Origin of the sequence: Pseudomonas farsensis, assembly GCF_014268805.2 — a bacterium.
In the GTDB taxonomy this organism is placed as follows: Bacteria; Pseudomonadota; Gammaproteobacteria; order Pseudomonadales; family Pseudomonadaceae; genus Aquipseudomonas; species Aquipseudomonas farsensis.
The window spans coordinates 784,946-809,074 of the sequence record NZ_JABWRF020000001.1 but is presented as its reverse complement, the minus strand read 5'-3'; the positions used below and the strand labels follow the sequence as shown (position 1 = coordinate 809,074).

Annotated in this window: 20 protein-coding genes; 3 read left to right on the top strand and 17 right to left on the bottom strand. The window is 60.4% G+C overall.

Annotation, left to right across the window (positions count from 1 at the left end):
• Positions 1-53: 53 nt before the first annotated feature.
• The 9 genes from HU719_RS03585 to HU719_RS03545 are packed head-to-tail and all read right to left on the bottom strand — an operon-like array spanning position 54 to position 9,941.
• Complete coding sequence (locus tag HU719_RS03585; protein WP_186535785.1) at positions 54-1,421, bottom strand: capsular polysaccharide export protein, LipB/KpsS family; 1,368 nt, start codon at positions 1,419-1,421, stop codon at positions 54-56.
• The gene (gene pseI, locus HU719_RS03580) at positions 1,418-2,494 is read right to left on the bottom strand and encodes a pseudaminic acid synthase (RefSeq protein ID WP_186535784.1); all 1,077 of its coding nucleotides are present in this window, start codon (positions 2,492-2,494) and stop codon (positions 1,418-1,420) included. Before pseI ends, HU719_RS03585 begins: the two co-directional genes overlap by 4 nt.
• Positions 2,491-3,009 (bottom strand): UDP-4-amino-4,6-dideoxy-N-acetyl-beta-L-altrosamine N-acetyltransferase, encoded by a 519-nt coding sequence (gene pseH, locus HU719_RS03575; protein WP_225917101.1) that lies wholly within the window; start codon positions 3,007-3,009, stop codon positions 2,491-2,493. Before pseH ends, pseI begins: the two co-directional genes overlap by 4 nt.
• Complete coding sequence (gene pseG / locus HU719_RS03570) at positions 3,006-4,085, bottom strand: UDP-2,4-diacetamido-2,4,6-trideoxy-beta-L-altropyranose hydrolase (protein ID WP_186535783.1); 1,080 nt, start codon at positions 4,083-4,085, stop codon at positions 3,006-3,008. Before pseG ends, pseH begins: the two co-directional genes overlap by 4 nt.
• Complete coding sequence (locus HU719_RS03565; protein ID WP_186535782.1) at positions 4,085-4,882, bottom strand: SDR family NAD(P)-dependent oxidoreductase; 798 nt, start codon at positions 4,880-4,882, stop codon at positions 4,085-4,087. Before HU719_RS03565 ends, pseG begins: the two co-directional genes overlap by 1 nt.
• Positions 4,879-6,510: an aldo/keto reductase gene (locus HU719_RS03560; protein ID WP_186535780.1), complete on the bottom strand. Its 1,632-nt coding sequence runs from the start codon at positions 6,508-6,510 to the stop codon at positions 4,879-4,881. The genes HU719_RS03565 and HU719_RS03560 overlap by 4 nt, the downstream gene beginning before the upstream one ends.
• Positions 6,507-7,664, bottom strand: a complete 1,158-nt coding sequence (gene pseC, locus HU719_RS03555; protein WP_186535779.1) for a UDP-4-amino-4,6-dideoxy-N-acetyl-beta-L-altrosamine transaminase — start codon at positions 7,662-7,664, stop codon at positions 6,507-6,509. Before pseC ends, HU719_RS03560 begins: the two co-directional genes overlap by 4 nt.
• Before the next feature lie 3 nt (positions 7,665-7,667).
• Positions 7,668-8,666 carry a UDP-N-acetylglucosamine 4,6-dehydratase (inverting) gene (gene pseB / locus HU719_RS03550; protein WP_186518134.1) on the bottom strand — a complete coding sequence of 333 codons (999 nt, stop codon included), beginning with the start codon at positions 8,664-8,666 and terminating at the stop codon, positions 7,668-7,670.
• Between the two features lie 12 nt (positions 8,667-8,678).
• Positions 8,679-9,941 carry a lipopolysaccharide biosynthesis protein gene (locus HU719_RS03545; RefSeq protein ID WP_189659862.1) on the bottom strand — a complete coding sequence of 421 codons (1,263 nt, stop codon included), beginning with the start codon at positions 9,939-9,941 and terminating at the stop codon, positions 8,679-8,681.
• A gap of 514 nt (positions 9,942-10,455) precedes the next feature.
• On the opposite strand from HU719_RS03545, the gene HU719_RS03540 reads away from it, so the two are divergent.
• The 3 genes from HU719_RS03540 (at position 10,456) to HU719_RS03530 (ending at position 14,682) form a co-directional block, all read left to right on the top strand.
• Positions 10,456-11,241, top strand: coding sequence for an AAC(3) family N-acetyltransferase (locus HU719_RS03540; protein ID WP_186518136.1), 786 nt, complete (start codon positions 10,456-10,458; stop codon positions 11,239-11,241).
• Positions 11,225-12,544 (top strand): DUF4910 domain-containing protein, encoded by a 1,320-nt coding sequence (locus HU719_RS03535; protein WP_186518138.1) that lies wholly within the window; start codon positions 11,225-11,227, stop codon positions 12,542-12,544. The genes HU719_RS03540 and HU719_RS03535 overlap by 17 nt, the downstream gene beginning before the upstream one ends.
• 140 nt (positions 12,545-12,684) lie before the next feature.
• A complete protein-coding gene (locus HU719_RS03530; protein WP_186535818.1) occupies positions 12,685-14,682 on the top strand; it encodes a polysaccharide biosynthesis protein in 1,998 nt (665 codons plus the stop codon).
• 11 nt (positions 14,683-14,693) lie between these two features.
• Here HU719_RS03530 and HU719_RS03525 read toward each other — a convergent pair whose 3' ends face one another.
• From HU719_RS03525 to serC, 8 genes are all read right to left on the bottom strand, one after another.
• Positions 14,694-16,118 (bottom strand): MBL fold metallo-hydrolase, encoded by a 1,425-nt coding sequence (locus HU719_RS03525; protein WP_186535777.1) that lies wholly within the window; start codon positions 16,116-16,118, stop codon positions 14,694-14,696.
• Positions 16,119-16,220: 102 nt separating this feature from the next.
• Positions 16,221-16,484 (bottom strand): lipopolysaccharide assembly protein LapA domain-containing protein, encoded by a 264-nt coding sequence (locus HU719_RS03520; protein ID WP_186535776.1) that lies wholly within the window; start codon positions 16,482-16,484, stop codon positions 16,221-16,223.
• A 17-nt stretch (positions 16,485-16,501) separates the two neighbouring features.
• Positions 16,502-16,804: an integration host factor subunit beta gene (gene ihfB / locus HU719_RS03515; RefSeq protein WP_186518144.1), complete on the bottom strand. Its 303-nt coding sequence runs from the start codon at positions 16,802-16,804 to the stop codon at positions 16,502-16,504.
• 234 nt (positions 16,805-17,038) lie between these two features.
• Positions 17,039-18,715 carry a 30S ribosomal protein S1 gene (gene rpsA / locus HU719_RS03510; RefSeq protein ID WP_186518145.1) on the bottom strand — a complete coding sequence of 559 codons (1,677 nt, stop codon included), beginning with the start codon at positions 18,713-18,715 and terminating at the stop codon, positions 17,039-17,041.
• 124 nt (positions 18,716-18,839) lie between these two features.
• Positions 18,840-19,526 (bottom strand): (d)CMP kinase, encoded by a 687-nt coding sequence (gene cmk / locus HU719_RS03505; protein WP_186535775.1) that lies wholly within the window; start codon positions 19,524-19,526, stop codon positions 18,840-18,842.
• On the bottom strand, positions 19,523-21,730 hold the full coding sequence (locus HU719_RS03500) for a bifunctional prephenate dehydrogenase/3-phosphoshikimate 1-carboxyvinyltransferase (protein ID WP_346656559.1): 2,208 nt from the start codon (positions 21,728-21,730) through the stop codon (positions 19,523-19,525). Before HU719_RS03500 ends, cmk begins: the two co-directional genes overlap by 4 nt.
• A 110-nt stretch (positions 21,731-21,840) precedes the next feature.
• Complete coding sequence (gene pheA / locus HU719_RS03495) at positions 21,841-22,935, bottom strand: prephenate dehydratase (protein ID WP_186518148.1); 1,095 nt, start codon at positions 22,933-22,935, stop codon at positions 21,841-21,843.
• Complete coding sequence (gene serC / locus HU719_RS03490; RefSeq protein WP_186535773.1) at positions 22,935-24,020, bottom strand: 3-phosphoserine/phosphohydroxythreonine transaminase; 1,086 nt, start codon at positions 24,018-24,020, stop codon at positions 22,935-22,937. The genes pheA and serC overlap by 1 nt, the downstream gene beginning before the upstream one ends.
• Positions 24,021-24,129: the final 109 nt, after the last annotated feature.

Genomic DNA, 24,129 nt, shown 5'->3' with positions numbered 1-24,129 from the left:
CCGCACCCGCAGCCTGTGGCCCGTGCGCAGCTTAAGAAATTGAAAAGCCTGGGTCAGCCGGCGCTGATCGGGCGAACGCTTAAATAGGAAGCCACAACGCCCTCGATCTGGGCTCGATGCTCTGGGTTATCAGCCGTCCACGCACCAAAATTGATAAAGTCGCCGCGAAGCAACTGACTGGCCAGGTGGCCTAGTATGGCGTTCTGCTCATCGACGCTGATGGGGTTGGCCTGGCAATGGGCGATATGCTCGGCCATCGCGTCCAGGTCGGGTTCCATGTCGATGGTCATGAAGCGCTCGCCAGAGGCGTAAAACGGCTTGGCCAGGCCGAATACCGGTTTGCCCCGCAGGATCGATTCAAACCCCACCGAACCTGTCCAGACCAGTACTGCATCTGCCTCTTTCAACACTAGGTTGGAGGGCGTGTAGGTCGGCACTACCGTCACCCTTGGATCTTTGGCCAAACGCGAATAGAAGCCGGTGGGACGGTTGCCCATCACCGAGGGGTGCTCTTTGATAACCACGTTGAAGCGCTTCGACAACGTGTCCAGAAGCCGATCCAGAACCGCGTAGTAGTCGATGACGCGCAGGTCCTGGCACCAGTAGTCCACCGTACACTCGGGGAACATCTGCAATGGAATGAACACCTTGGGGCGCGATGACGCCTTGAGTTTGTCCATCCAGCCGGGATCACCTGGGTCGGTGGGTGGCAGCCAGTGCAGTAGCTCGAGCGACTGCTGCTGGGACACCCAGTAGTGATAGTTGTGATAGTCGCCGCCCAGCACACGTTTCAGCCAGAACCACGGAACCCGAGCGATGTTGGCAGCCCAACGCCGATATACCGACTTTCGCGGGCTGGATATCGATTGGCTGTTGAACACCGGTGCATAGCTATCGGCAAGGAGCTTGTGGCGCAGTTCCTCAACCAGTGCAGGGTCGGCATCACCGAAGAAATTCGCCTCGCCACGTGCGCTGATGCGATAGCAGCCGTTGACGAAGGTGCCAATAAAGGCCACAAACCGAATACTGCGGGCACGCACCAGTATGTGCAGCAAATCCATGACGTAAGAGTCGATGATCAATGAAACGACCAACGTGGGCGCCAGCTCCTCGAGCACGTCTTCGATCGCTCTGGCCATGGCACACAGGTGCCGCCGTGCCTGCTGATCTGACAGCGTGCGCAGTAACCGGCATCGGGCTATGACATCGCGCGCTTCGGGCTCGCTGACCGCTGCAGGTAGATTTAGCGCATGCCGAGGCCCGTGTAGATAGGCATGGTAGCGTCTGACGATCCCTGCCTCATCGATGCTGGCATGCTCGCTGGCACGCACCACGCGGGCACCAGGCAGCAACTGCTCGGCCAAAAAGGTGAACTGCTCACGGTTCCAGGGGCGTACATAGCTAAGTACGGTCGCGCTCATTGAAACTCCATGTCCAGCCCACCGAGAAACACTTCCCGCGCCACCGCTGTGTTGGCTTTGACTGCCACCGCCAAGTGTTGACCGATTACCACAGGCAGGTACTTGGGCGGTAAGCCGTACCCGGGGCGTACGCTGCGGACTGCATCGGCAGTGACGACCTCACCCGCCTGCAGGTCCTTGGTGAAATACAAAGACCGACGGAACTTGGCATTGCCCTGTTCGCTGGACTTGCGCCCGTAGTCAACCGTGCCCAACGCCGCCCAGGCCGTCTTGGAGTCACGGCACAGCGCCTGCAACTCGGCGGGTTCAAGTGAGAAGCTGTCATCAGGGCCGCCCCCACTGCGATCAAGGGTGAAGTGCTTTTCGATGATCGACGCACCCAACGCGACACTGGTGATCGCTGTAGTGTTGTCCAGGGTGTGGTCCGAAAGGCCTGTGACCAGGCCATGGCGGGCGATCATGTCGGGGATGGTGCGCAGATTGTAATCAGCCGCTGGCGCCGGGTAGCCGCTCACACAGTGAAGCACCGCCAGCTCCTGGCATCCGGCGTCTCTTGCCGCCTGTACCGCTTCGGCAATTTCCTCGGCATCTGCCATGCCGGTGGAGATGATCATCGGCTTGCCGGTAGCCGCCACATAGCGAATCAGCGGCAGGTCGATGGCCTCGAACGAGGCAATCTTGTAGGCCGGCGCATTGAGCGACTCAAGCAGGTCGACCGCGGTGGTATCGAATGGGGAGCTGAACAGGGTGATGCCCAGCTCGCGTGCGCGCTGAAACAGCGGCGCGTGCCAGGCCCACGGCATATGCGCCTGCTGATACAGCTCGTAGAGGGTACGACCATCCCACAGCCCACCATGAATCTGGAATTCCTCGGCATCGCTGTCCAGGGTAATGGTATCGGCGGTGTAGGTTTGCAGCTTGATGGCATCGGCACCAGCGCGCTTGGCCTCTTCAACGATACGCAGCGCAGTTTCCAGCTTGCCGTTATGGTTGGCAGAGAGCTCGGCGATAATATACGGCGGCTCGCTGGCGCCAATGGCGCGGCCGGCAATGCTGATACGTGGAGAACTCATGATTGTGCATCCCGCTGCAAGGCTTGCCATTCATCGAACAACAAGCCGAATTGAACTATGCCATGGTACGCGTGGCCGTCGAAGTGCTGGTCCCGCAAGACGCCCTCCTGCTCGAAGCCCAAGGCAAGGTGAAAACGAATCGAACGCTCATTGTACGCCAGTGCCTGGCCACAGAGCTTGTGCAGGCCGAGATTGGCGAATGCGAACGCCAGGATGGCGTGACCCAGTTCACGACCGCTCCCGCGCGGCACGTCCGGTGCCAGGTAGAAACCCCAGTCAGCGATACGTCCGGGCACCCGCTCGGTAACATTGGCAAAACCCAACGGTGCCTGCGCCTTCTCGAAAACCATCAAGTGCTTGCACGGGTCGCTCTGGCAGCTCTCAAACCATTTGCGGTGTTCCTGGGGAGCAATTTCGTGCTGGGTATACATGAAGCGGCGAACATCCGCGTGATTGCGCCACGCTCGCACCAGCTCCAGGTCGGTACTGGCCATCGGCCGCAGGACGCCTTTCATGTGAGCGCCTCCATAGCAGACACCATGCGATCCACCCCTTGCCCGTCGGTAAGCGCCCTGGCGGCCAGCGACAGGTCGGCCAACGCAGTCGGCTCCTGCAAACCACTGATAGCAAGCTGCAACTGCGGTGCCAGCGGGGTAGACAGTTCAAGCAACTGCGCGGCCCCGCTGCGCTCCAGCGCCAGCGCAGCAGGAAGCTGATTCTCCGCCAACACCATTAGCAAGGTGGGTAGCCCTAGGCAGCATCGCTCCCAGGAGGTCCCCCCGCCCGCACCGATGGCGAGGTCGGCACGGACCATCAACGCGGCCATGTCGCGCGTGGCGCTGAGCACCTGCACCGGCCAGGGGTACGCTGCAGCCTGCTCGCGCAGCACCTCCACGTGCGGGGCACTGGCACCGAGCACTACCGTGAAACGGATGTCAGCCGGCAGCTCACAACCACGCAAGGCCTCGAGCACTGCACCACTGTGGTTATGCTGGTCGACACCTCCGAGCGCTATCAGCACTTCCTGCAGGCCAGCCGTGGCACGCCGCGCGAGGGCGGCCTCGCGCAAGCGGGCGAACTCAGGGCGGAGCAGAGCGTTATGCGGCCCCGTCAGCAGTTGGCAGTGCGCCGGCACCTTGTCGCGATAATCCTCAGCCAGTCGGCCGAGGTTCTGATCAAGCAACAGGTCGCAGACATGCTCGCGGTCGGCCAGATCGTCGATCACCAGCAATCGGCAATCGGCGGGCATTACAGCGCTTTCCCAACGCTGATCGAGGGCGTAGTGGTCAACAACAAGCCAGTCCGGTTCGAAGGCTTCGATCAGCGGCCGGCAGGCCTGCACGTCTTCATCCTGGGAAGCGCCCAGCCAGTGGCCATGGAACAGCACCTCGTCGTGGGCACAGCCCATGGGCAGACTGTGCAGTTCGAAGCCCTGCTCGCGTATGTGCTCGTGCAAGTGACCGGGGTGTGCCCGGCTGATGAAACGGCACTGGTGGCCCTCTGCGGCCAGTGCCCGGGCCAGGGTCAGGCAACGCATCACGTGGCCCGACCCCATACCCAGCGAAGCATCGACGCGAAACAACACGCGCATCACCATGCCGTCCACCCGCCGTCGACGCAAATATTCGCGCCATTGACGAACGAAGCCGCTGCCGAGGCCAGGAACAGCACCGGGCCGGCGACCTCGCCAGCCTGGCCAATACGGCCCATGGGCACCTTCGCCGCCAGCTTGGCTACGAACGCCGGGGCATCCTGTTGAACGCTATCCGACGGGAATGGCCCAGGCGAAATCGAATTGACCCGAATGCCCTCGGCGCCGAACTCACAGGCGGCATACCGCGACCACTGGATCAGCGCCGCTTTGGTGGCACCGTAAAACGGTGGGTTGGTACCGGCCGGCGTGTCGTACACCCGCGGGTCCGGGCTGACCACCCCGTACATGGAGCCAACATTGATCACCGAGGCATCGCCGCTTTCACGCACAGCGCGGCGCAATGCCGGCAGCGCACCCTTGAGCATGTTGTGCGCAGCCAGCACGGCAACCTGATAGCTGTCGATATAGTCGCCGGCGTCACTGCTTTCGATGGTGCCGCCTTTGCCCTTGTAGGCGTTGTTCACCAGGACATGCAGGGTTTCGGGGCCGCCATGGGCAAAGTACTCCTGAACCGCCTGCTGGTCACTCACATCCAGCACAAGCAACTCGGCCGAGCCGCCCTGGGCGTGAATCTCACGCAACAGAGGCTCACCGCGGGCACTGCTGCGAACGTTGATGATGACATGGGCACCGGCTTCGGCCAGTGCCTTGGCCATGGCGCTGCCCAGGTAACCCGCCGCGCCGGTGATCAACGCGGTCTTGCCGGAAAGAGAGAATCTGTCGATGCAGCTCATGGGCGCTCTCGTTGCCAGGATGCAGGGTTGAGGGTCTGCTCGTCGAGCAGCGGGCGCTCCAGGGCAATGGCCTGGATCTGCTCGGGCTGCAGCGCAGCGTGCTGGAACAGGCGGGCATTGTCGTGCAACTGGGCCAGAGTTTCCATGCCCAGGCAGACCCCGTCCACCCAGGCCAGGCCACGCACATACGCAAGGCACAGGTCAGCCACGCCGTCACGGCCAAAACGGCCAGACCACTCCAGCAACTGCCCGCGCACCTGCGCAGGAACAGCCACATGGGCGCGCTGCCACTGGCTGTCGTCAGCGCTGACCAGCAAGCCTTGCAGCAGTGCACTACGCACATGCACAGTGAGCCCGCGCTCGGCGCGCGCCCGCTCGATGCGGGGCAACAGGGCGTCCCAGCGACCATCCAGCAGGTTCAGCGGCAGTTGAACATAAGCCACATCCGCCTGCTCCAGCGCCTGCTCCAGCTCGGCCGGGTTCTGCACCGAAACGCCCAGCTCAGCCACCACGCCAGCCCGCACCAGCTCAAGCAGCTCGGCCCACACCCGGCCATTACAGGCTCGAAGATGCTCGGCGCGATGCAGCATCAGCACATCGAGGCGGGCCACCCCCAGTTTCTGGCACGACTCGAACACACTGGCGCGTACGGCTGCGGCGACCACCGCAGACGGGCTACCCTCCGGCAGTTCGGCCAGCGGCGAGAGCTTGGTGATGACCTTGGCCCGCCCTGCCCAGCCATCGGCCAGCGCCGCGCCGACCACCGCCTCGCTATGCCCGTAGGCTCGCGCGGTGTCGATGCACGCCACACCGTGGCGAATGGCGCCGCGAATGATCGCGCACGCCTGTTCGATCGACGGCATGCCGGAACCGTTATTGATGCCATAAGGCATGCCCAGCTGTACCGTGCCCAATACCAGCTTGTGCAACAGCGTTCTGATAGCCGGCGTCTGTGGGTCGGCGAACAGGTGCTGGCACAGGGTTTTCCAACTGACCCCGACCGGGTCCTGCACCTGGGCGAACACCCGCGTTACCAGCAGGTAGTCATCCAGGCAATCGACCGTGCAACGCCCGGCACTCCAGCCCGCGTCACGGTAGCGTTGAAAATAGCGCTCACCGTGCTTGCGACGCAGCATCGGCGTGACATGTTCGTGGTCATGGGCGCTCGGTGACTGGGTCAGCGTCCAGCGCAGCCCTTCGAGCCAGAACACCTCAGCACTCAGCCCATAAGGCAGCCCGGACTGTTCACCATTGCAGCACAGATAGCCTTGGCCACCGTCGAGGAAGGCCTGCTCCAGCTCATCGAGCAGCGCACCGTCGGGGAATACATTGTCCCCGGTCAGGCGAAACACCACGGTACGGTCCGGATAACCGGCAAGGCTGTCGACCATGCGCTGCAGCGGGCTTTGCAGGCTGCCCCGATGGCAGGCCAGGCCGTACTTGAGCGCTGCGGCGGCGAGCGCATCGTCGCTGGCCTCACTGGAGGTCGCCAGCACGACCGGGCGGCCTGTATTACCGGCCCGCAGCCCCGCCAGCACCGCCAACGGGATGCCGCCAACGGGCAACAATACCTTGCCAGGCAACCGCGTAGACGTGGTTCGAGCCTGCAGAACTGCGACCGAGCTCATGCCAGCACGTGCTCAAGGGCCGCCAGCACCGCGTCCTGCTGTTCCAAAGTCATGGTCTGGAACATTGGCAGGCTGATCGCCTCGCGGTAGTAGTTTTCGGCTTGGGGGAAATCCCCGGCCTTGAAGCCCATGCGCGCATACCAAGGTTGCAGATGCACTGGAATGTAGTGCAGGTTGACGCCAATGCCCTGCTCACGCAGCGCTTCGAACACCTGACGGTGGGACTTGCCAGCGCCCGCCGAAGCCAGCCGGATTACATAAAGATGCAGCCCGGAATAGCTGTCCGGGTGCTGCCAGGGAGCCTGCACCGGCAACTGCGCAAGTTTCTCATCGTAACGCCGAGCCAGCTCGTGACGGCGCGCCACATAGCTGTCCAGTCGATCCATCTGGCTCAACCCCAAAGCCGCCTGCAGCTCGGTCATGCGGTAATTGAAGCCCAGTTCGATCTGCTGGTAATACCACGGGCCATCGGCCTCATGAGTCATCGCTGCCGGGTCACGGGTAATCCCATGGCTGCGCAACAATGCCATACGCGCAGCCAACTGGTCATCATTGGTGACGGCCATGCCGCCCTCGGCGGTAGTGATGATCTTGACCGGGTGGAAGCTGAACACAGTGATGTCGCTGTAACGCCCATCACCGATGAAGCCATCGCGGTACTTGCCGCCAATGGCGTGGGACGCATCCTCGATCACCCGGAAGCCGTAGCGCTGCGCCAGTGCATGGATGGCCTGCATGTCGCACGGCTGCCCGCACAGGTGCACAGGCACAACCACTTTGGGCAGCCGACCTTCGCGCTCTGCCACCTCCAGCTTGGCCGCCAGGGCATTCGGGCAGAGGTTGTAAGTGCGTGGGTCGATGTCCACGAAGTCAACCTGGGCACCGCAGTACAAACCGCAGTTGGCAGAGGCAACGAAAGTTATAGGCGTGGTCCACAGCCAGTCGCCAGGCCCGAGCCCCAACGCCAGGCAAGCGATATGCAGCGCCGAGGTGGCGCTATTGACCGCCAGGGCATGACGCGCGCCGACATGCCCGGCAACCCGCTGCTCGAACCGGGGGACCATGGGCCCCTGGGTCAGGAAATCGGACTGCAGCACTTCGACCACGCTGTCGATATCGGCCTGGGTGATGTCCTGGCGACCATAGGGGATCATGGCTCAGATGCTCCCGATCTTGTCTTTGTTGATGTCGATCCAGGCCTGCAGTTGCTCATCGCTCATCCACTCGCTGTTGTTGTCGCTGGCGTAGACGAAGCCCTCGGCGACCTTGGTGCCATCCTTGATGCGTTTGGGGCAGGTGGCCCAGTCGTTGATCACCGGCAGGATCTTGAAGTGCTCGGGGTATTCATAGGTGGTGTACGAGTCTTCGGCGCTGATCATCTGCTCATGCAGCTTTTCGCCCGGACGAATGCCGACAACCTTCTGCGCAGCATCCGGGGCAACTACGCGCGCCAGGTCGGTGACTTTCATGGACGGGATCTTCTTGACGTAGATCTCACCACCTTCCATGTCGTCAAAGGCATGCCACACCAGCTCGACGCCCTCTTCCAGCGAAATCATGAAGCGGGTCATGCGCTCATCGGTGATCGGCAGCTCGCCCTTGTCCTTGATCGACATGAAGAACGGGATGACCGAACCACGGGAGCCCATGACGTTGCCATAACGCACTACCGCCATACGGGTCTCATGGCCACCGGCGTATGAGTTACCAGCAACGAACAGCTTGTCGGAGGCCAGTTTGGTGGCCCCGTACAGGTTGACCGGGCTGCTGGCCTTGTCGGTGGACAGCGCCACAACGCGCTTGATACCACGGTCGATGCAGGCATCGATCAGGTTCATGGCGCCGTTGATGTTGGTCTTGATGCATTCGAACGGGTTGTATTCGGCGGTCGGCACGATCTTCGTGGCTGCGGCGTGAACCACGTAATCGACGCCATCAAGGGCACGGTAAAGGCGCTCTTTGTCGCGGACATCACCAATGAAGAAACGTACGCGCGGATCACCTTCGAACTTCTTGGCCATGTCCCACTGCTTCATCTCATCGCGCGAAAAGATGATGATTTTTTTAGGGTTGTATTTGGCCAGGGTCATTGGCACAAAAGTATTGCCGAACGAGCCGGTACCACCGGTAATCAAAATGGTCTTGTTGGTTAGCATGTTACGGCTTCCCTAGATGACGTCCTGGCGATCGACAGGACGGAATGAGCGAAACGGTGCCGGGGTCAGCCGCAAGAACGACCACACCTTCCAGCACAGTATGAAAACAAATGCACAACACACCCCCACCGGAACGGCCAGGCCACCCAGCCATGGCGACAGCGAGGCACCTAAAATAACGAACACGGCCAGGCCGAGCACATGGCTCTGGATGATCGGCTTGTCCAGCGACTGCGCATAAAGGGCATAGTGGGGAACCATGCCCAGGCCATAGATGCAGGTCCCCGCGAGCAACCACGGGAACAGCGACCCATGCTCGACGTACAGCGGCTTGTCGAGCCAGGAGAGTAACGGGTAGATCAATGCCAGAGCGCAAAGCACGAAACCGAGCGACAGCAATACAGTGTGGCTGAACAGCTTTTTCAGTTGCGCCACGAAAGCCACCGGGTCGTGCGCGTGGTAGGCCTTGATCAGAGCCGGGTAGCTAAAGGCGAATACGCCGGCGTCCAGAAATGCAACTAGCGCGGTACTGATACTGGCAAACAGCACATAGGCGCCAAGGGTATCGAGATCGACCAACGCCTGAAACCAATACCGATCCAAGGTGAACAGCGCTCGAAGCGACAACGTCGCGACCAGCATCGGCGCAGCCACGGCGATACCACGGCGCAGCCAGGGCCAGTCCACCGACGCATGCCAGCCCCCGATACCGAGCCTGGACAATTGCCAAACGGCCGCCACAACACCGAATGCAGACCCAGCGACCCACGCTTGGAGCACATGTTCAAGCGTGCGCCATGCGGGGTCGAGCATCATCATCAACGCGACCACGATCGCCCACAGCCCGGATCGCAAAAACAGGCTGAGGGTTGCAATCAGCTGATAGCCACAGGTAATCAGCAGGCGCATGAGTTCCTGATTGAGATGTTCCAGCACCAATAGGCAAACAAACCAGGGGAGCAAGACCCAAGGTAGCCACCCGGCTGCAAACACGACAAGGGCCACAGGCGCCAGCCCCCCATAAAGGAGCACGCAGAGAACGGCCTGAGACTTGAGATACCCACCCCACCCTGTGCGCTCACGCGTGAGCAGTTCGCGCGTCGAGTAGGCGTGAAAATCAAGCCCTACCGCATACAGCGCATAGCCAACCGTCGCTGCCAGCAGCCCGTAGATACCCACTTCCCCGGGCGTCAGGAAACGCGCGAGCAGGAAGACCAAAAGGAATTTCGCCAGCAAGGTCGACGCACGCAAGAAGATATTGATTAAAGGCAGCAAGCTTGGAATCCGCACAATACAGAAAACGCTCTCGAAAAGGAGGGCTACAGCAATTTGCCACCAACCCCAATACTGCCCGACAGCAAAATCGAAGGATTATAACGCCATCAACCCCGCCGTTCATCCTTTTCTGTCTATCCGACGATTGAGCAAGCTCAGCCGACAGCCATATCGGGGCACGGCTCGAAAACTCGAGACGCAGGTCATGCAAGCCGAATAGCACCGGAATCTCGCCCATCGTTGCTGACGCACGAAGCCATTCTGATATGATTTCAATGCAACCTCACCTACCCTGCCTTTTTACACAGCGCCTGGCGAGCCACTAGCGGTGCTACGAACTCGTTGACATAAGCGCTCAATCGCTCCAGAGCAGTCAATTGATAAACCCGAAGCAACACACAACAAAGCGTGACAAGCAGTAGAACCTAGGGCCAGCAGCTGCCACCGTGCTTTGCTTGACGACGCAGGAGGCGTTCATCCAAAGTGTGCGCCTTATTGATGAAAGGGCCTCCTAATGAGTGACAAGATCGTTAAGACGCTAGCCTGTGAGTGGCAAGCCGCAGGTATCGAGCGTGGCGACATCATACTCATCCACAGCAGTATTTCCAGGCTCTTGCGCCGCTTGGTAAAGTCGGGTGCTAAAGCAGACCCCGCCCTCATCGTCCAAAGCCTGCTGATTGCGCTTGGAGAGGAAGGCACGCTGGTCGCCCCGCTCTTCAACTTTGATTTTACCCAAGGCATTGCGTTCGACATACGAACCTCAAAGAGCGCCATGGGCGCACTGACGGAAAGTGTCCGGCAATGGCCTGGCGCAGTTCGCACCGGCCACCCCATCTACTCGTTCGCCATCGTTGGCAAACACGCACCCGCCTTTGCGGGCATTGATAATTTCAGCGGTTACGGTGCGGACTCGCCATTTGCCGTACTCCACCAACTGGATGGGAAAATTGGCGTTATCGACTTACCTGAACAACACAGCATGACGTTCTACCATTATGTAGAAGAGTCATTATCCGCCCCTTATCGATATCACAAGACATTCTCCGGCCCCTACACCGATGCCGAAGGCCTTACCTCCGAAAGGCGGTACGGCCTTTTTGTAAGGGATATTGAGCAAGGCGTACTGACACACGTAAACCCCATGGGCGAGCTGCTGTGGGAGAACGGTTTCTACAGCGGCACCCGCCCAGGTATAGGTTCTGGCATGCGCGTTGTTAAAGCAGCCACGGTTTTCAATGAAGCTTCCAGGATTTTGAAGGAAGGAAAGGCAAAAGGCATTCTCTATGAAGTACAACAGTAACTTTACCGACATTGAGGTCGGCGAGTACTGCCATACCTTGGCACAACGCTTGTTCCCGATCTGCCGCAGCCTCACGGGTCCGGGCGTGCGCGAAACCCTTGCAATCATTGGCGAACACCTGCCCGGCCTTCAGATCGAAGAAGTACCGAGCGGCTATCAAGCATTCGACTGGAACGTCCCGAACGAATGGCATATCAAGGATGCCTACCTCGAGGACGCCAACGGCAACCGGCTTATCGACTTCAAAACCAACAACTTGCACGTCCTGGGCTATTCAGAGCCCATCGACACTGTTTTGACACTGGAAGAACTCCAACAGCATCTTTATTCGCTCCCAGCGCAACCGGAGGCGATTCCCTACATCACGTCCTACTACTCCCGACGCTGGGGTTTCTGCCTGACCCATACGCAACGCCTAGCCCTGAAACCCGGTAACTACCGCGCCGTAATCGACGCAGAACTCAAGCCAGGCGTTCTCAACTATGCGCACATCGTAATCCCGGGAGAAAGCACTCAAGAAGTGTTCCTGTCCACTTACGTGTGCCACCCATCCATGGCCAACAACGAGCTGTCTGGCCCAGTGGTGACAACGGCCTTGATCAATTGGCTAATGTCACTGCCTTCACGGAAGTACACATACAGGGTTGTCTTCATTCCCGAGACAATTGGCTCAATCGTCTATCTGAGCAAACACCATACGCAACTCAAACAACAGGTGATCGCCGGCTTCAATATTTCCTGCGTTGGCGATGATCGCTGCTACTCATTCCTCCCCTCGCGCAACGGCGAAACGCTGTCAGACAAAGCCGCTAGACACGCCCTACAGCACATCGACCGGAATTATAAACGCTACACGTGGATGGATCGCGGAAGCGACGAACGCCAGTACTGCGCCCCCGGCATCGACTTGCCAATCGCCACCATCATGCGCAGCAAATACGGCGAGTTCCCTGAGTACCACACCTCACTGGATGACCTCACCCTGGTCACCCCTGCCGGGCTCGGCGGAGGCTTCGCCGCTCTTCGCGACGCATTGGAAATCATCGAAAACAATCAGACACTCAAGTGCACGGTACTCTGTGAACCTCAGTTAGGAAAACGCGGTCTTTATCCTACAATCAGCACAAAGGATACTGCCGGCAAGGTCCGTACGATGATGGGGCTTATCTCGTACTGTGATGGCACCCTCAGCCTGCTGGAAATCGCGGAGAAAATAGATCACCCCTTCCAAGACCTGGTGCGAATCGCCAAACCGCTGATCGAGAACGGTTTACTGGCACCCTTCGACAAAAGCCAACACTGAGCCCCCTCCCGCGCTGGATGATCCTTCAGCAGCGCGGTGGCTTCCTCCTTCAGGCAACTCCATGCCAGCACAACAAAATCACCCAATGCTGTGAGATCATTGCGCGCAAGAGCATGAGCTCAAAGGAAACACTGAGGGTTATGGAACTTTTTAGAAAGCGCATGCTGGCGCTCCCCCGCCGCTACAAGCGGATACTGCAAGTGATCACCGACGTGCTACTGCTCTGGCTAGCGCTGAGCATGTCGTTCGTCGTGCGCCTTGGCTTCGATGACCTGAGCAACCCACTGCTTGCTCACCCCTGGCTGTATGCAGCAGCTCCCTTGGTGGCTATACCTATCTTCATCCGTTTCGGCATGTACCGGGCGGTACTACGCTATTTCGGCAACGACGCCCTTATCACCATCGCCAAGGCCGTTACGCTTTCGGCCTTGGTGCTGGCCTTGGTGGTGTACTGGTACAGCAACCACGAGACCGTGGTGCCGCGCTCCATCGTATTCAACTACTGGTGGCTAAGCACCGTGATGATCGGCGGCCTGCGGCTCATCATGCGCCAGTACTTCCTCGGCGACTGGTACGCCACCAAGCAACACATGCCGTTCACCAGCCGTGACCACGGCCTGCCAAAGGTAGCCATCTACGGCGCAGGCACCGCTGGTAACCAGCTGATGGCCGCCCTGCGCCTGGACCGGACGATGTACCCCGTGGCATTCATCGACGATGACGAAAGCCTCAGAAACCGTGTGATTTCCGGGCTCCAGGTCTACAGCCGCAAAGACATCCAGCGCATGATCGACGAAACGGGCGCAGACGAGATTTTACTGGCGATTCCGTCGGCCAGCCGCTCCCGGCGCCGGGAAATCCTCAACTTGCTGGAACACTTCCCCCTGCATGTACGCAGCGTACCGAGCGTCATGGACCTGGCCAGCGGCCGGGTAAAGGTTGACGACATTCAGGAGGTCGATATCGCCGACCTGCTCGGTCGCGACAGCGTACCCGCACAGAATGACCTGCTGGCACACTGCATCACCAACAAGGTTGTGATGGTAACTGGCGCCGGGGGATCGATTGGCTCGGAGCTGTGCCGCCAAATAGTCACTCTCAAGCCAAAGGCATTGCTGCTGTTCGAGCATAGCGAGCTCAACCTGTACAACATTCAGAGTGAGCTGGAACAGCGCATCGAGCGCGACGCCCTTCGCGTGCAACTGCTGCCATTTCTGGGCTCCGTACGCAACCAGAAGCACCTGCACGACACCATGCTGCTGTGGCATGTCAACACCGTCTACCACGCAGCCGCCTATAAGCACGTACCCATGGTTGAGCACAATATTGCCGAAGGCATCCTCAACAATGTGATCGGCACGCTCAACACAGCCCAAGCAGCCCTGCAGGCGAACGTTGCCAACTTCGTGCTCATCTCAACCGACAAGGCCGTACGCCCCACCAACGTCATGGGCAGCACTAAACGCCTGGCAGAGCTGACACTTCAAGCATTGAGCAAAGAAACCGCGCCCGCATTGTATGGCGATTCTGCAAACGTAGCCCAAGTCAACAAGACCCGCTTTACCATGGTGCGTTTCGGAAATGTTTTAGGATCGTCCGGCTCAGTGATCCCCTTGTTCCACAAGCAGATCAAGGCCGGTGGCCCCCTCACCGTAACCCACCCGAAGATCACTCGTTATTTCATGACCATTCCGGAGGCAGCACAACTGGTTATCCAGGCCGGCTCCATGGGCCTAGGTGGCGACGTGTTCGTACTCGACATGGGCGACCCGGTAAACATAGCAACCTTGGCCGAAAAGATGATCGTGCTTTCCGGCCTGAGCGTGCGCTCGGAGCAAAACCCGCACGGCGATATCGCCATCGAGTTCACCGGCTTGCGGCCTGGCGAAAAACTCTATGAAGAACTACTGATCGGCGACAACGTCTCGCCAACCCAGCACCCGATGATCATGAGCGCCAATGAGGATTACATAGGCTGGGAGGCGCTCAAGGGCAACCTGTCACTGCTGCTGGACGCTGTGGCCAGAGAGGATTTCAACCGGGTTCGCCAACTATTGAGAGAAACTGTCAGCGGCTACTCCCCTGAAGGGGAAATCGTGGATTGGGCCTACCAACGGCGCCGCTCCGACAGCCACTGAGCGCACCCCAGTCAAGGTATTTCAAACTGAACATCACGCCCAAGCTCCGCAAAACGGAGCTTCAGGGCATTGCTCAGCACAGCCTTGGCCCTCGCCTCGCCATGCACCAGCAGAATTTTCCCGGCGGCAGATCCCGACGCAAACTGCACCAACCCCGCCTGATCCGCATGCCCCGAATACCCACCCAAACTCATCACCTTGGCCCTGATGTCATACATCCGCCCATCCAGATCAATCTGCACAAACCCTTCCGCCCCCTCGCTCGCCTGAATCACCGCCCCCGGCGTGCCCTTGGCCTGATACCCCACAAACAGCACCTCATGCCGCGAGTCCTCGAGCATGGCCTTGAGGTAATTGACGATGCGCCCACCCGAACACATGCCATTGCCGGCAATCACGATAGCTGGCCGCCCGGTGCTCTTGAGGTAGTTCACCACCTGCTGGTGGCGGGCATGGGTGTCGATGCTGATGAGCTGCCGAAAGCCTAGCGGTTCGCGCCCCTGCACGACCCGGTCGCGGGCCTCGGCGCGCCAGAACTGGTGCAGTTCGCGGTACACATCGGTGATACGCCGCGCCAGGGGCGAGTCGAGGATGATCGGCAATTGCGACCAGTCAGGGAAGTCGCCCGCAGCACTACCGCCAGGCTTGTTCAACAAGGACTTGCGGTGAAGGATGTCTTCCAGGTCATACAGCAGCTCCTGCGTACGGCCCAGGCTGAACGCAGGGATAAGAACCGTGCCTTGGTCGAGCAGTGCCCTGTCGATGGCGGCTTCCAGCGCCTTGCGCCGGTCGCTGCGGTCGGCGTGCAGGCGGTCACCGTAGGTGCTTTCGAGCACCAGCACGTCGGCACGTTCAGGCGGCTGCAGCGGGCGCAGCAAGGGGTTGTCGGGCGCACCGAGGTCACCTGAGAACACGACGCGCGTGTTACGGCCACCCTCGCCTACCTCGCACTCGACGTAGGCCGAGCCGAGCAAGTGGCCAGCGCGCTGCAAACGGATGGCGCAGTGCACCTGTGGCTGATCGACGACGGTGTACCACTGCTCGAACGCCAGCACTACGATGTGTTGCTGCAGAAACGCCAGGTAGCGCGCCACCTGGGCCGCGTCGCTACTGACTTCCAGCTTGTAGGCGTCTTCGAGTATCAGCGGCAATAGCTTGGCGGAGGGCTCGCTGCAGTAGATCGGGCCGCGAAAGCCTGCGGCGAACAGCGCCGGGATGCGGCCGACATGATCAAGGTGCACGTGGGTGACCACCAGCGCCTGGACGCCGCTGATATCGAAACCAAGCTGACCGCGTGGCGCTGCGTGCGCAGCATCCGCGCCCTGCTCCAGGCCGCAATCAATCAGCAGGCTGGTGGTGCTGTCGAGATGAAGCTGGTGACAGGAACCAGTGACGCCGCGCGCGCCACCGTGATGGGAAATGGAGGGAAAAGCCATAGCACCGAGTCCTTTGCAGCATAGGGAAGAAGTGCACTATTAAGTCACTCCTTCCTGCGCTGACACAGGGCATGAAAACCCCAGTCTCGGTAGGAAAGTTCTTTAGTTTTCGGCCAACGCCTGCTGGCGAGCCGAAGCGCGAATCTTGCGCTTGCCGCGCATCAAGCCGTAGGCGCCGAGCAGCGGGCCCACCGCAAGGCCCAATACCAGAGCCACGAGCACCACAACCGCTACAGGCACGGCCGGCGCAGCCCAGCCGAACAACACCAAGGCGACGGTTTGCTGGTTTTCCAGCACGAAGAACAGCACAACGGCTGCCAGCAGCAGCACAAACAACGCCAGCACGGCGCGCTTCAGATTATGCATTGCAGGGATCCTTTGGTTCAGACTGACTCATGCTCGTCTTCATCTTCATTTACCCGATCACGCAATTCCTTGCCGGGCTTGAAGTGAGGGACGTACTTGCCTTCGAGGCTGACCGACTGGCCGGTCTTGGGGTTACGCCCGACGCGCGGTGCACGATAATGCAGCGAGAAGCTGCCAAAACCGCGAATCTCGATGCGATCACCGGTGGCAAGGCATTGAGCCATCTGTTCAAGCATGGTCTTGATGGCAAGCTCTACGTCCTTGGACGAGAGCAGCCCCTGATGGGTGACAATACGTTCGATCAGCTCCGACTTCGTCATATTTTTCCCTTCGTTATCAAGCAGCTAGATCATTGCTTAATCAGTTTGTAGCACGCCCCGGCAGATTTGAACAGGGCGGTTCTTGACTAAACAAAAAAATTCAAGATTGATACGGCAGGAAATCTGCAATTAGCCAGGCGGGCCGCAGAGAAGCGTCGAACAGCGCAGCGGTAAATAGCAGGCATAAAAAAAGGGTGGCCCGTAGGCCACCCCTTTTTACCGATCAAACAGAACTCAGTTCTGTTTGGCCATTGCTTCGCGCAGCAGCGCAGCCATGGTGGTATCGGCAGCCGCTTCCGGAGCGTTTTTCAGGCTCTGGATGGCTTCGCGCTCTTCAGCATCGTCCTTCGACTTGATGGACAGGCTGATAACGCGGGATTTGCGGTCGACGCTGATGATCTTGGCTTCGATCTCTTCGCCTTCCTTCAGCACGTTACGGGCGTCTTCAACGCGGTCACGGCTGATTTCGGAAGCCTTCAGAGTAGCTTCGATGTCGTCGCCCAGGGTCACGATAGCGCCCTTGGCATCAACTTCCTTGACGATACCTTTAACGATAGCGCCTTTGTCGTTGATCGAAACGAAGTTGGAGAACGGATCGTCTTCCAGCTGCTTGATGCCCAGGGAGATGCGCTCGCGCTCTGGGTCAACCGACAGGATGACGGTTTCCAGCTCGTCGCCCTTCTTGAAGCGACGCACGGCTTCTTCGCCGGCTTCGTTCCAGGAGATGTCGGACAGGTGAACCAGACCGTCGATGCCGCCGTCCAGGCCGATGAAGATACCGAAGTCGGTGATCGACTTGATGGTACCGGAGATCTTGTCACCCTTGTTGAACTGGCCGGAGAAATCTTCCCACGGGTTCGATTTGCACTGCTTGATGCCCAAGGAGATACGACGACGCTCTTCGTCGATGTCCAGAACCATGACTTCCACTTCGTCGCCAACCTGAACGACTTTCGACGGGTGGATGTTCTTGTTGGTCCAGTCCATTTCGGAAACGTGTACCAGACCTTCAACGCCTTCTTCCAGCTCAGCGAAGCAGCCGTAGTCGGTCAGGTTGGTAACGCGAGCAGTCACACGAGTGCTCTCTGGGTAGCGGGCTTTGATAGCAACCCACGGATCTTCGCCCAGTTGCTTCAGGCCCAGCGAAACGCGGTTGCGCTCGCGATCGTACTTCAGGACCTTGACGTCGATCTCGTCGCCAACGTTGACGATTTCGGACGGGTGCTTGATACGCTTCCAGGCCATGTCGGTGATGTGCAGCAGACCATCAACGCCGCCCAGGTCAACGAACGCACCGTAGTCGGTGAGGTTCTTGACGATACCTTTGACCTGCTGGCCTTCCTGCAGCGATTCCAGCAGAGCTTCGCGCTCGGCGCTGTTTTCGGCTTCCAGGACACTGCGACGGGAAACGACAACGTTGTTGCGCTTCTGGTCCAGCTTGATGACCTTGAATTCCAGCTCTTTGCCTTCGAGGTGGGTGGTGTCGCGCACTGGGCGGACATCAACCAGGGAGCCCGGCAGGAACGCACGGATGCCGTTAACGTCGACAGTGAAGCCGCCTTTAACCTTACCGTTGATAACGCCCTTGACCACTTCTTCGGCAGCGAAAGCAGCTTCCAGAACAATCCAGCACTCGGCGCGCTTGGCTTTTTCACGGGACAGCTTGGTTTCGCCAAAGCCGTCTTCGACCGCGTCCAGCGCAACGTGAACTTCGTCACCAACTTTGATAGTCAGTTCGCCAGCTTCGTTGTAGAACTGCTCGAGCGGGATGACGCCCTCGGACTTCAGGCCAGCGTGTACGGTAACCCAGTCGCCGTCGATGTCGACAACGATACCGGTGATGATCGCACCCGGCTGAAGATTGAGGGTTTTCAGGCTTTCTTCAAAGAGTTCTGCAAAGCTTTCGCTCATTTTAATTCCTGTAGATTCGGACGCAAAAAAACGCCCATAGCCACATTCCAGACAATGTGGGTTTCGTTAAGTAAAGAAAAGCGGACAGGCCGTTGACTGGTGCCCCTGCCTGCTCTCCTCTCCATCAGGCCAGATCGCGCTGAGCGAGCTCGCTTCTGATGCGTTGCAACACCTGTTCAATGGACAGCTCCGTGGAATCCAGCTGAATGGCATCGGCCGCCGGCTTGAGCGGGGCCACTGCGCGCTGGGTATCACGCTCATCGCGTGCACGGATCTCATCTAGCAGACTCGACAGACTAACATCTTCGCCTTTGCCCTTCAACTGCAGGTAACGGCGGCGCGCCCGTTCCTCGGCGCTGGCGGTCAAAAAGACTTTCAGGGGGGCATCGGGGAACACCACCGTGCCCATGTCGCGCCCGTCTGCAATCAGGCCCGGCGCTTCGCGGAAGACGCGCTGGCGCTGCAGCAGGGCTTCACGCACCGCGGGCAGCGACGCAACCATCGAGGCACCGGCCCCGACGGTTTCGGTACGGATCACATTACTGACATCCTCACCTTCGAGAATGATCTGCTGCAACTTGCCAGGCTCGGCCGCGATGAACTGCACATCGAGGTGGGCAGCCAGCGCCTTGAGCAGCTCTTCGTTGGTCAGGTCGACGCCGTGATTGGTGGCGTTGAACGCCAGCAACCGGTACAGCGCGCCAGAGTCCAGCAGCTTCCAGCCAAGCTCGCGGGCGATCAGGCCTGCAACGGTACCTTTGCCCGAGCCGCTTGGGCCGTCAATGGTGATGACCGGCGCCTGCGCGTTCACGACTTGGCCTCTTCTGCCACGCGAATGCCGACTTGCTCGCAAAGCGCCAGGAAGTTAGGGAACGAGGTGGCGACGTTGGCGCAGTCATGGATGCGAATCGGCGCGTTGGCACGCAGCGAGGCAATGCTGAACGCCATGGAAATACGGTGATCGCCATGGCCGTGCACTTCACCGCCGCCGATCTGGCCGCCATCGATGATGATGCCGTCAGGGGTTGGCTCGCATTTGACGCCCAGCGCGAGCAGGCCATCAGCCATTACCTGGATCCGGTCGGACTCCTTGACCCGCAACTCTTCCGCGCCGCGCAGCACGGTGCGCCCTTCGGCGCAGGCAGCGGCAACGAACAGCACCGGGAATTCGTCGATTGCCAGTGGCACCAGGTTTTCGGGGATTTCGATCCCCTTGAGCCTGGCACCGCGCACGCGCAGATCGGCCACCGGCTCACCGCCGACTTCACGCTGGTTTTCCAGGGTGATGTCGCCGCCCATCAGGCGCAGGATGTCGATCACCCCGGTGCGGGTCGGGTTGATGCCAACGTGCTCAAGCACCAGGTCAGAGCCTTCGGCGATGGACGCAGCCACCAGGAAGAACGCCGCCGAGGAAATATCCGCAGGCACTTCGATGCGCGTGGCGCTGAGCTTGCCACCTGCCTGCAGCGAAGCCACCGGGCCATTGGACTGCACCTGGTAGCCGAAGCCACGCAGCATGCGTTCGGTATGGTCACGGGTTGGCGCAGGCTCGGTGACGGTGGTCACGCCCTCAGCGTACAGGCCCGCCAGCAGCAGGCAGGATTTGACCTGGGCACTGGCCATCGGCAGCGTGTAGTTGAGCGCCTTGAGCTTCTGGCCGCCACGAATGGTCAGCGGCGGGCGGCCTTCAGGGCCAGTTTCGACCACTGCGCCCATTTCCCGCAGCGGGTTGGCCACGCGGTTCATCGGGCGTTTGGACAGCGAAGCGTCGCCAGTCATGGTCACATCGAACGGCTGGGCGGCCAGCAGGCCCGACAGCAGGCGCATCGAGGTGCCGGAGTTGCCCAGGTAGATCGGGCCAGGTGGCGGCTTCAGGCCATGCAGGCCGACACCATGAATGGTGACGCGGCCATGGTGCGGGCCTTCGATGACCACACCCATGTCGCGGAAGGCCTGCAGCGTGGCCAGGGCGTCTTCGCCCTCGAGGAAACCTTCCACTTCGGTGGTGCCTTCGGCCAGCGAGCCGAGCATGATCGAGCGGTGCGAAATCGACTTGTCGCCCGGTACGCGAATCCGTCCGGACACGCGTCCACCAGGTTGGGTCAGGAAAATCAGGTCGTTGGCGTTCATAGCGTCCACATAGGCCCGGCGGGCCAGGATTTTACTGAAATGCTCGCGGGCAACCCGGGCGCGGGTGAATACACCCAGCAGTTGGTGCCCATCCCCTGCATCGACCGCGTCGCGCAAGGCGTCGAGGTCACTGCGAAATGTATCGAGTGTGCGCAGGACCGCCTCGCGGTTGGCGAGGAAGATGTCGTGCCACATGATCGGGTCGCTGCCGGCGATTCTTGTGAAATCGCGGAAGCCTCCCGCAGCGTACCGGAAGATATCCAGGTTTTCATTGCGCTTGGCCAGCGAGTCGACCAAGCCAAAGGCCAGCAGGTGCGGCAGGTGACTGGTTGCTGCCAGCACCTCGTCGTGGCGCTCCACCGGCATGTGCTCGACATCGGCATCCAGCGCACGCCACAGGCGGTCGACCACGGCCAGCGCGGCAGGGTCGGTTTCGGCCAGCGGCGTCAGAATGACTTTGTGGCGGCGGAACAGCGCGGCGTTGGAGGCCTCTACCCCGCTCTGCTCGGACCCGGCAATCGGGTGGCCGGGCACAAAATGGGTAAGGCGCGCGGCGAACGCCTCGCGTGCAGCGCGCACCACATTGCCTTTGGCGCTGCCGACATCGGTGATGACCGCATTACCCAAATCGATTTGCGCCAGCCGCGCCAGCAGCTTTTCCATGGCCAGGATCGGCACTGCCAGCTGGATCACGTCAGCACCGACGCACGCTGCGGCAAGGTCTTCCTCGCAGCGGTCGACCACGCCCAACACCACGGCCTGGCGACGCGACTCGGCATCCAGATCGACGCCCACCACTTCGCGGCACAGCCCGCTTTCGCGCAGGCCCTTGGCAAAGGAGCCGCCGATCAGGCCCAGGCCCACCACGACGAGGCGGCCGATGATCGGCGCAGGATTGTTTGTTACAGCATTAACCACGAGTGCGAACCCTGTTCATGTATCAAGAGAGTCTTGCAGCCCATCGCAGGCGACCTGGATGGGCCATCAGGCCAACCTCAGAGCACCGCCTTCGGATACGAACCCAGCACCTTCAGCGCCACAGCCTCCTGGCTGATCTGCTCCAGCACCGCCTTGATCAGCGGATCACGGTGATGGCCGACGAAGTCGATGAAGAACACATAGGTCCACTTGCCGCTGCGCGAGGGGCGCGTCTCGATGCGAGTGAGGTCGATACCGTTCTCGTGGAAAGGCACCAGCAGCTCATGCAGCGCACCGGGCTTGTTGCTCATCGAAACGATGATCGAGGTCTTGTCGTCGCCGGTTGGCGGCACTTCCTGGCTGCCGATCATCAAGAAGCGCGTGGCGTTGTCCGGGCGGTCTTCGATTTTTTCGGCAAGGCGGGTCAAACCATAAAGGTTGGCCGCCATATCACCGGCGATCGCCGCAGAATTCCACTCGCCCTTCACCCGCTTGGCGGCCTCGGCGTTGCTCGATACCGCCACGCGCTCGACGTTCGGGTAGTGTGCGTCCAGCCACTTGCGGCACTGGGCCAGCGACTGCGCGTGGGAGTAGATGCGGGTAATACTGTTGGTCTTGGTGCTTTCGCCCACCAGCAGGTGATGGTGAATACGCAACTCGACTTCGCCGCAGATGACCATGTCGTGCTCAAGGAAGCTGTCCAGCGTATGGCTGACCGCACCCTCGGTGGAGTTTTCCACCGGCACCACGCCGAAGTTGACGGCGCCTGCCGCCACTTCGCGGAACACTTCGTCGATAGCTGCCATTGGCCGGCTGACCACGGCGTGACCGAAGTGCTTCATGGCTGCCGCCTGGGTGAAGGTGCCTTCCGGGCCCAGGTAGGCAACTTTGAGCGGCTCTTCAAGGGCCAGGCACGCCGACATGATCTCGCGGAACAACCGCGCCATCTCTTCGCTACCCAACGGCCCCTTGTTGCGCTCCATGACGCGCTTGAGCACCGCCGCTTCACGCTCGGGGCGGTAGAACACCGGGGTTTCGCCCTCGGCCAGCGCAGCGGTTTTCACCCGCGCGACTTCCAGGGCGCAGCGGGCGCGCTCGCTGATCAGCTCGAGGATTTTCTCGTCGAGGCTGTCGATGCGTACACGCAGCGCCTTGAGTTCCTGTTCGGCCATCAGCCGTGCTCCTTCTCGAATTCAGCCATGTACTGCACCAGCGACTCGACCGCATCCAGGCCCAGGGCGTTGTAGATGGAAGCGCGCATGCCGCCGACCGAGCGGTGGCCTTTGAGGTTGAGCAGGCCGCGAGCGTCGGCACCGGCCAGAAACGCCTTGTCCAGGCGTTCGTCAGCCAGGCGGAACGGCACGTTCATCCACGAACGGGCGTTGTGGCTGATCGGGTTGCTGTAGAAGTCGCTGGCGTCGATAAAGCCGTACAGACGGTCTTTCTTGGCGCGGTTGCGCTGCTCCATGGCCGCGACACCGCCCTGCTCCTTGAGCCACTCGAACACCAAACCCGAGAGGTACCAGGAATAGGTGGCCGGGGTGTTGTACATCGAGCCGTTGTCGGCCGACACCTTGTAGTCGAGCATGGTCGGGCAGCTGCTGCGGGCGTGGCCCAGCAGGTCTTCGCGAACAATGACCACCACCAGCCCGCTTGGGCCGATGTTCTTCTGGGCACCGGCGTAAATCAGGCCGAATTGCGACACATCGGTCGGGCGCGAAAGAATGTCCGAAGACATGTCGACGACCAATGGCACGTCACCGGTTTCGGGCACCCAGTCAAACTGCAGGCCGCCAATGGTCTCGTTGGACGCATAGTGCACATAAGCCGCGCCTTCGGTCAGCTTCCACTCGTTCTGCCCGGGAATAGCCAGGTAGTCATAAGGCTTGGCGCTGGCGGCAACGTTGATATTGCCGAAACGGCGCGCTTCTTCGATGGCCTTTTTCGACCAGATGCCGGTCTCGATGTAGTCGGCAGTGGCGTTTTCCGGCAGCAGGTTCAGCGGAATCTCGGCGAACTGCTGGCTGGCACCGCCCTGCAGGAACAGCACTTTATAGTTCGAGGGGATGGATAGCAGGTCACGCAGGTCCTGCTCGGCCTTTTCGGCGATGGCCACGTAGTCGTCGCTGCGATGGCTCATTTCCATCACCGACAGACCCTTGCCATTCCAGTCCAGCATTTCGGCCTGGGCACGCTGCAGCACAGCGTCGGGAAGCGCGGCAGGGCCTGCGCAGAAGTTAAAGGCTCGTTTGCTCACATCCACTCTCGCTCTGCCAAATAGGACAAATCGTAACTTCAACGCCCCGCCGCCCCTAAAGAAGGGCCGGCGTTGCGTCTTTAATCAGTCAAACGGGGCGACCTTGGTC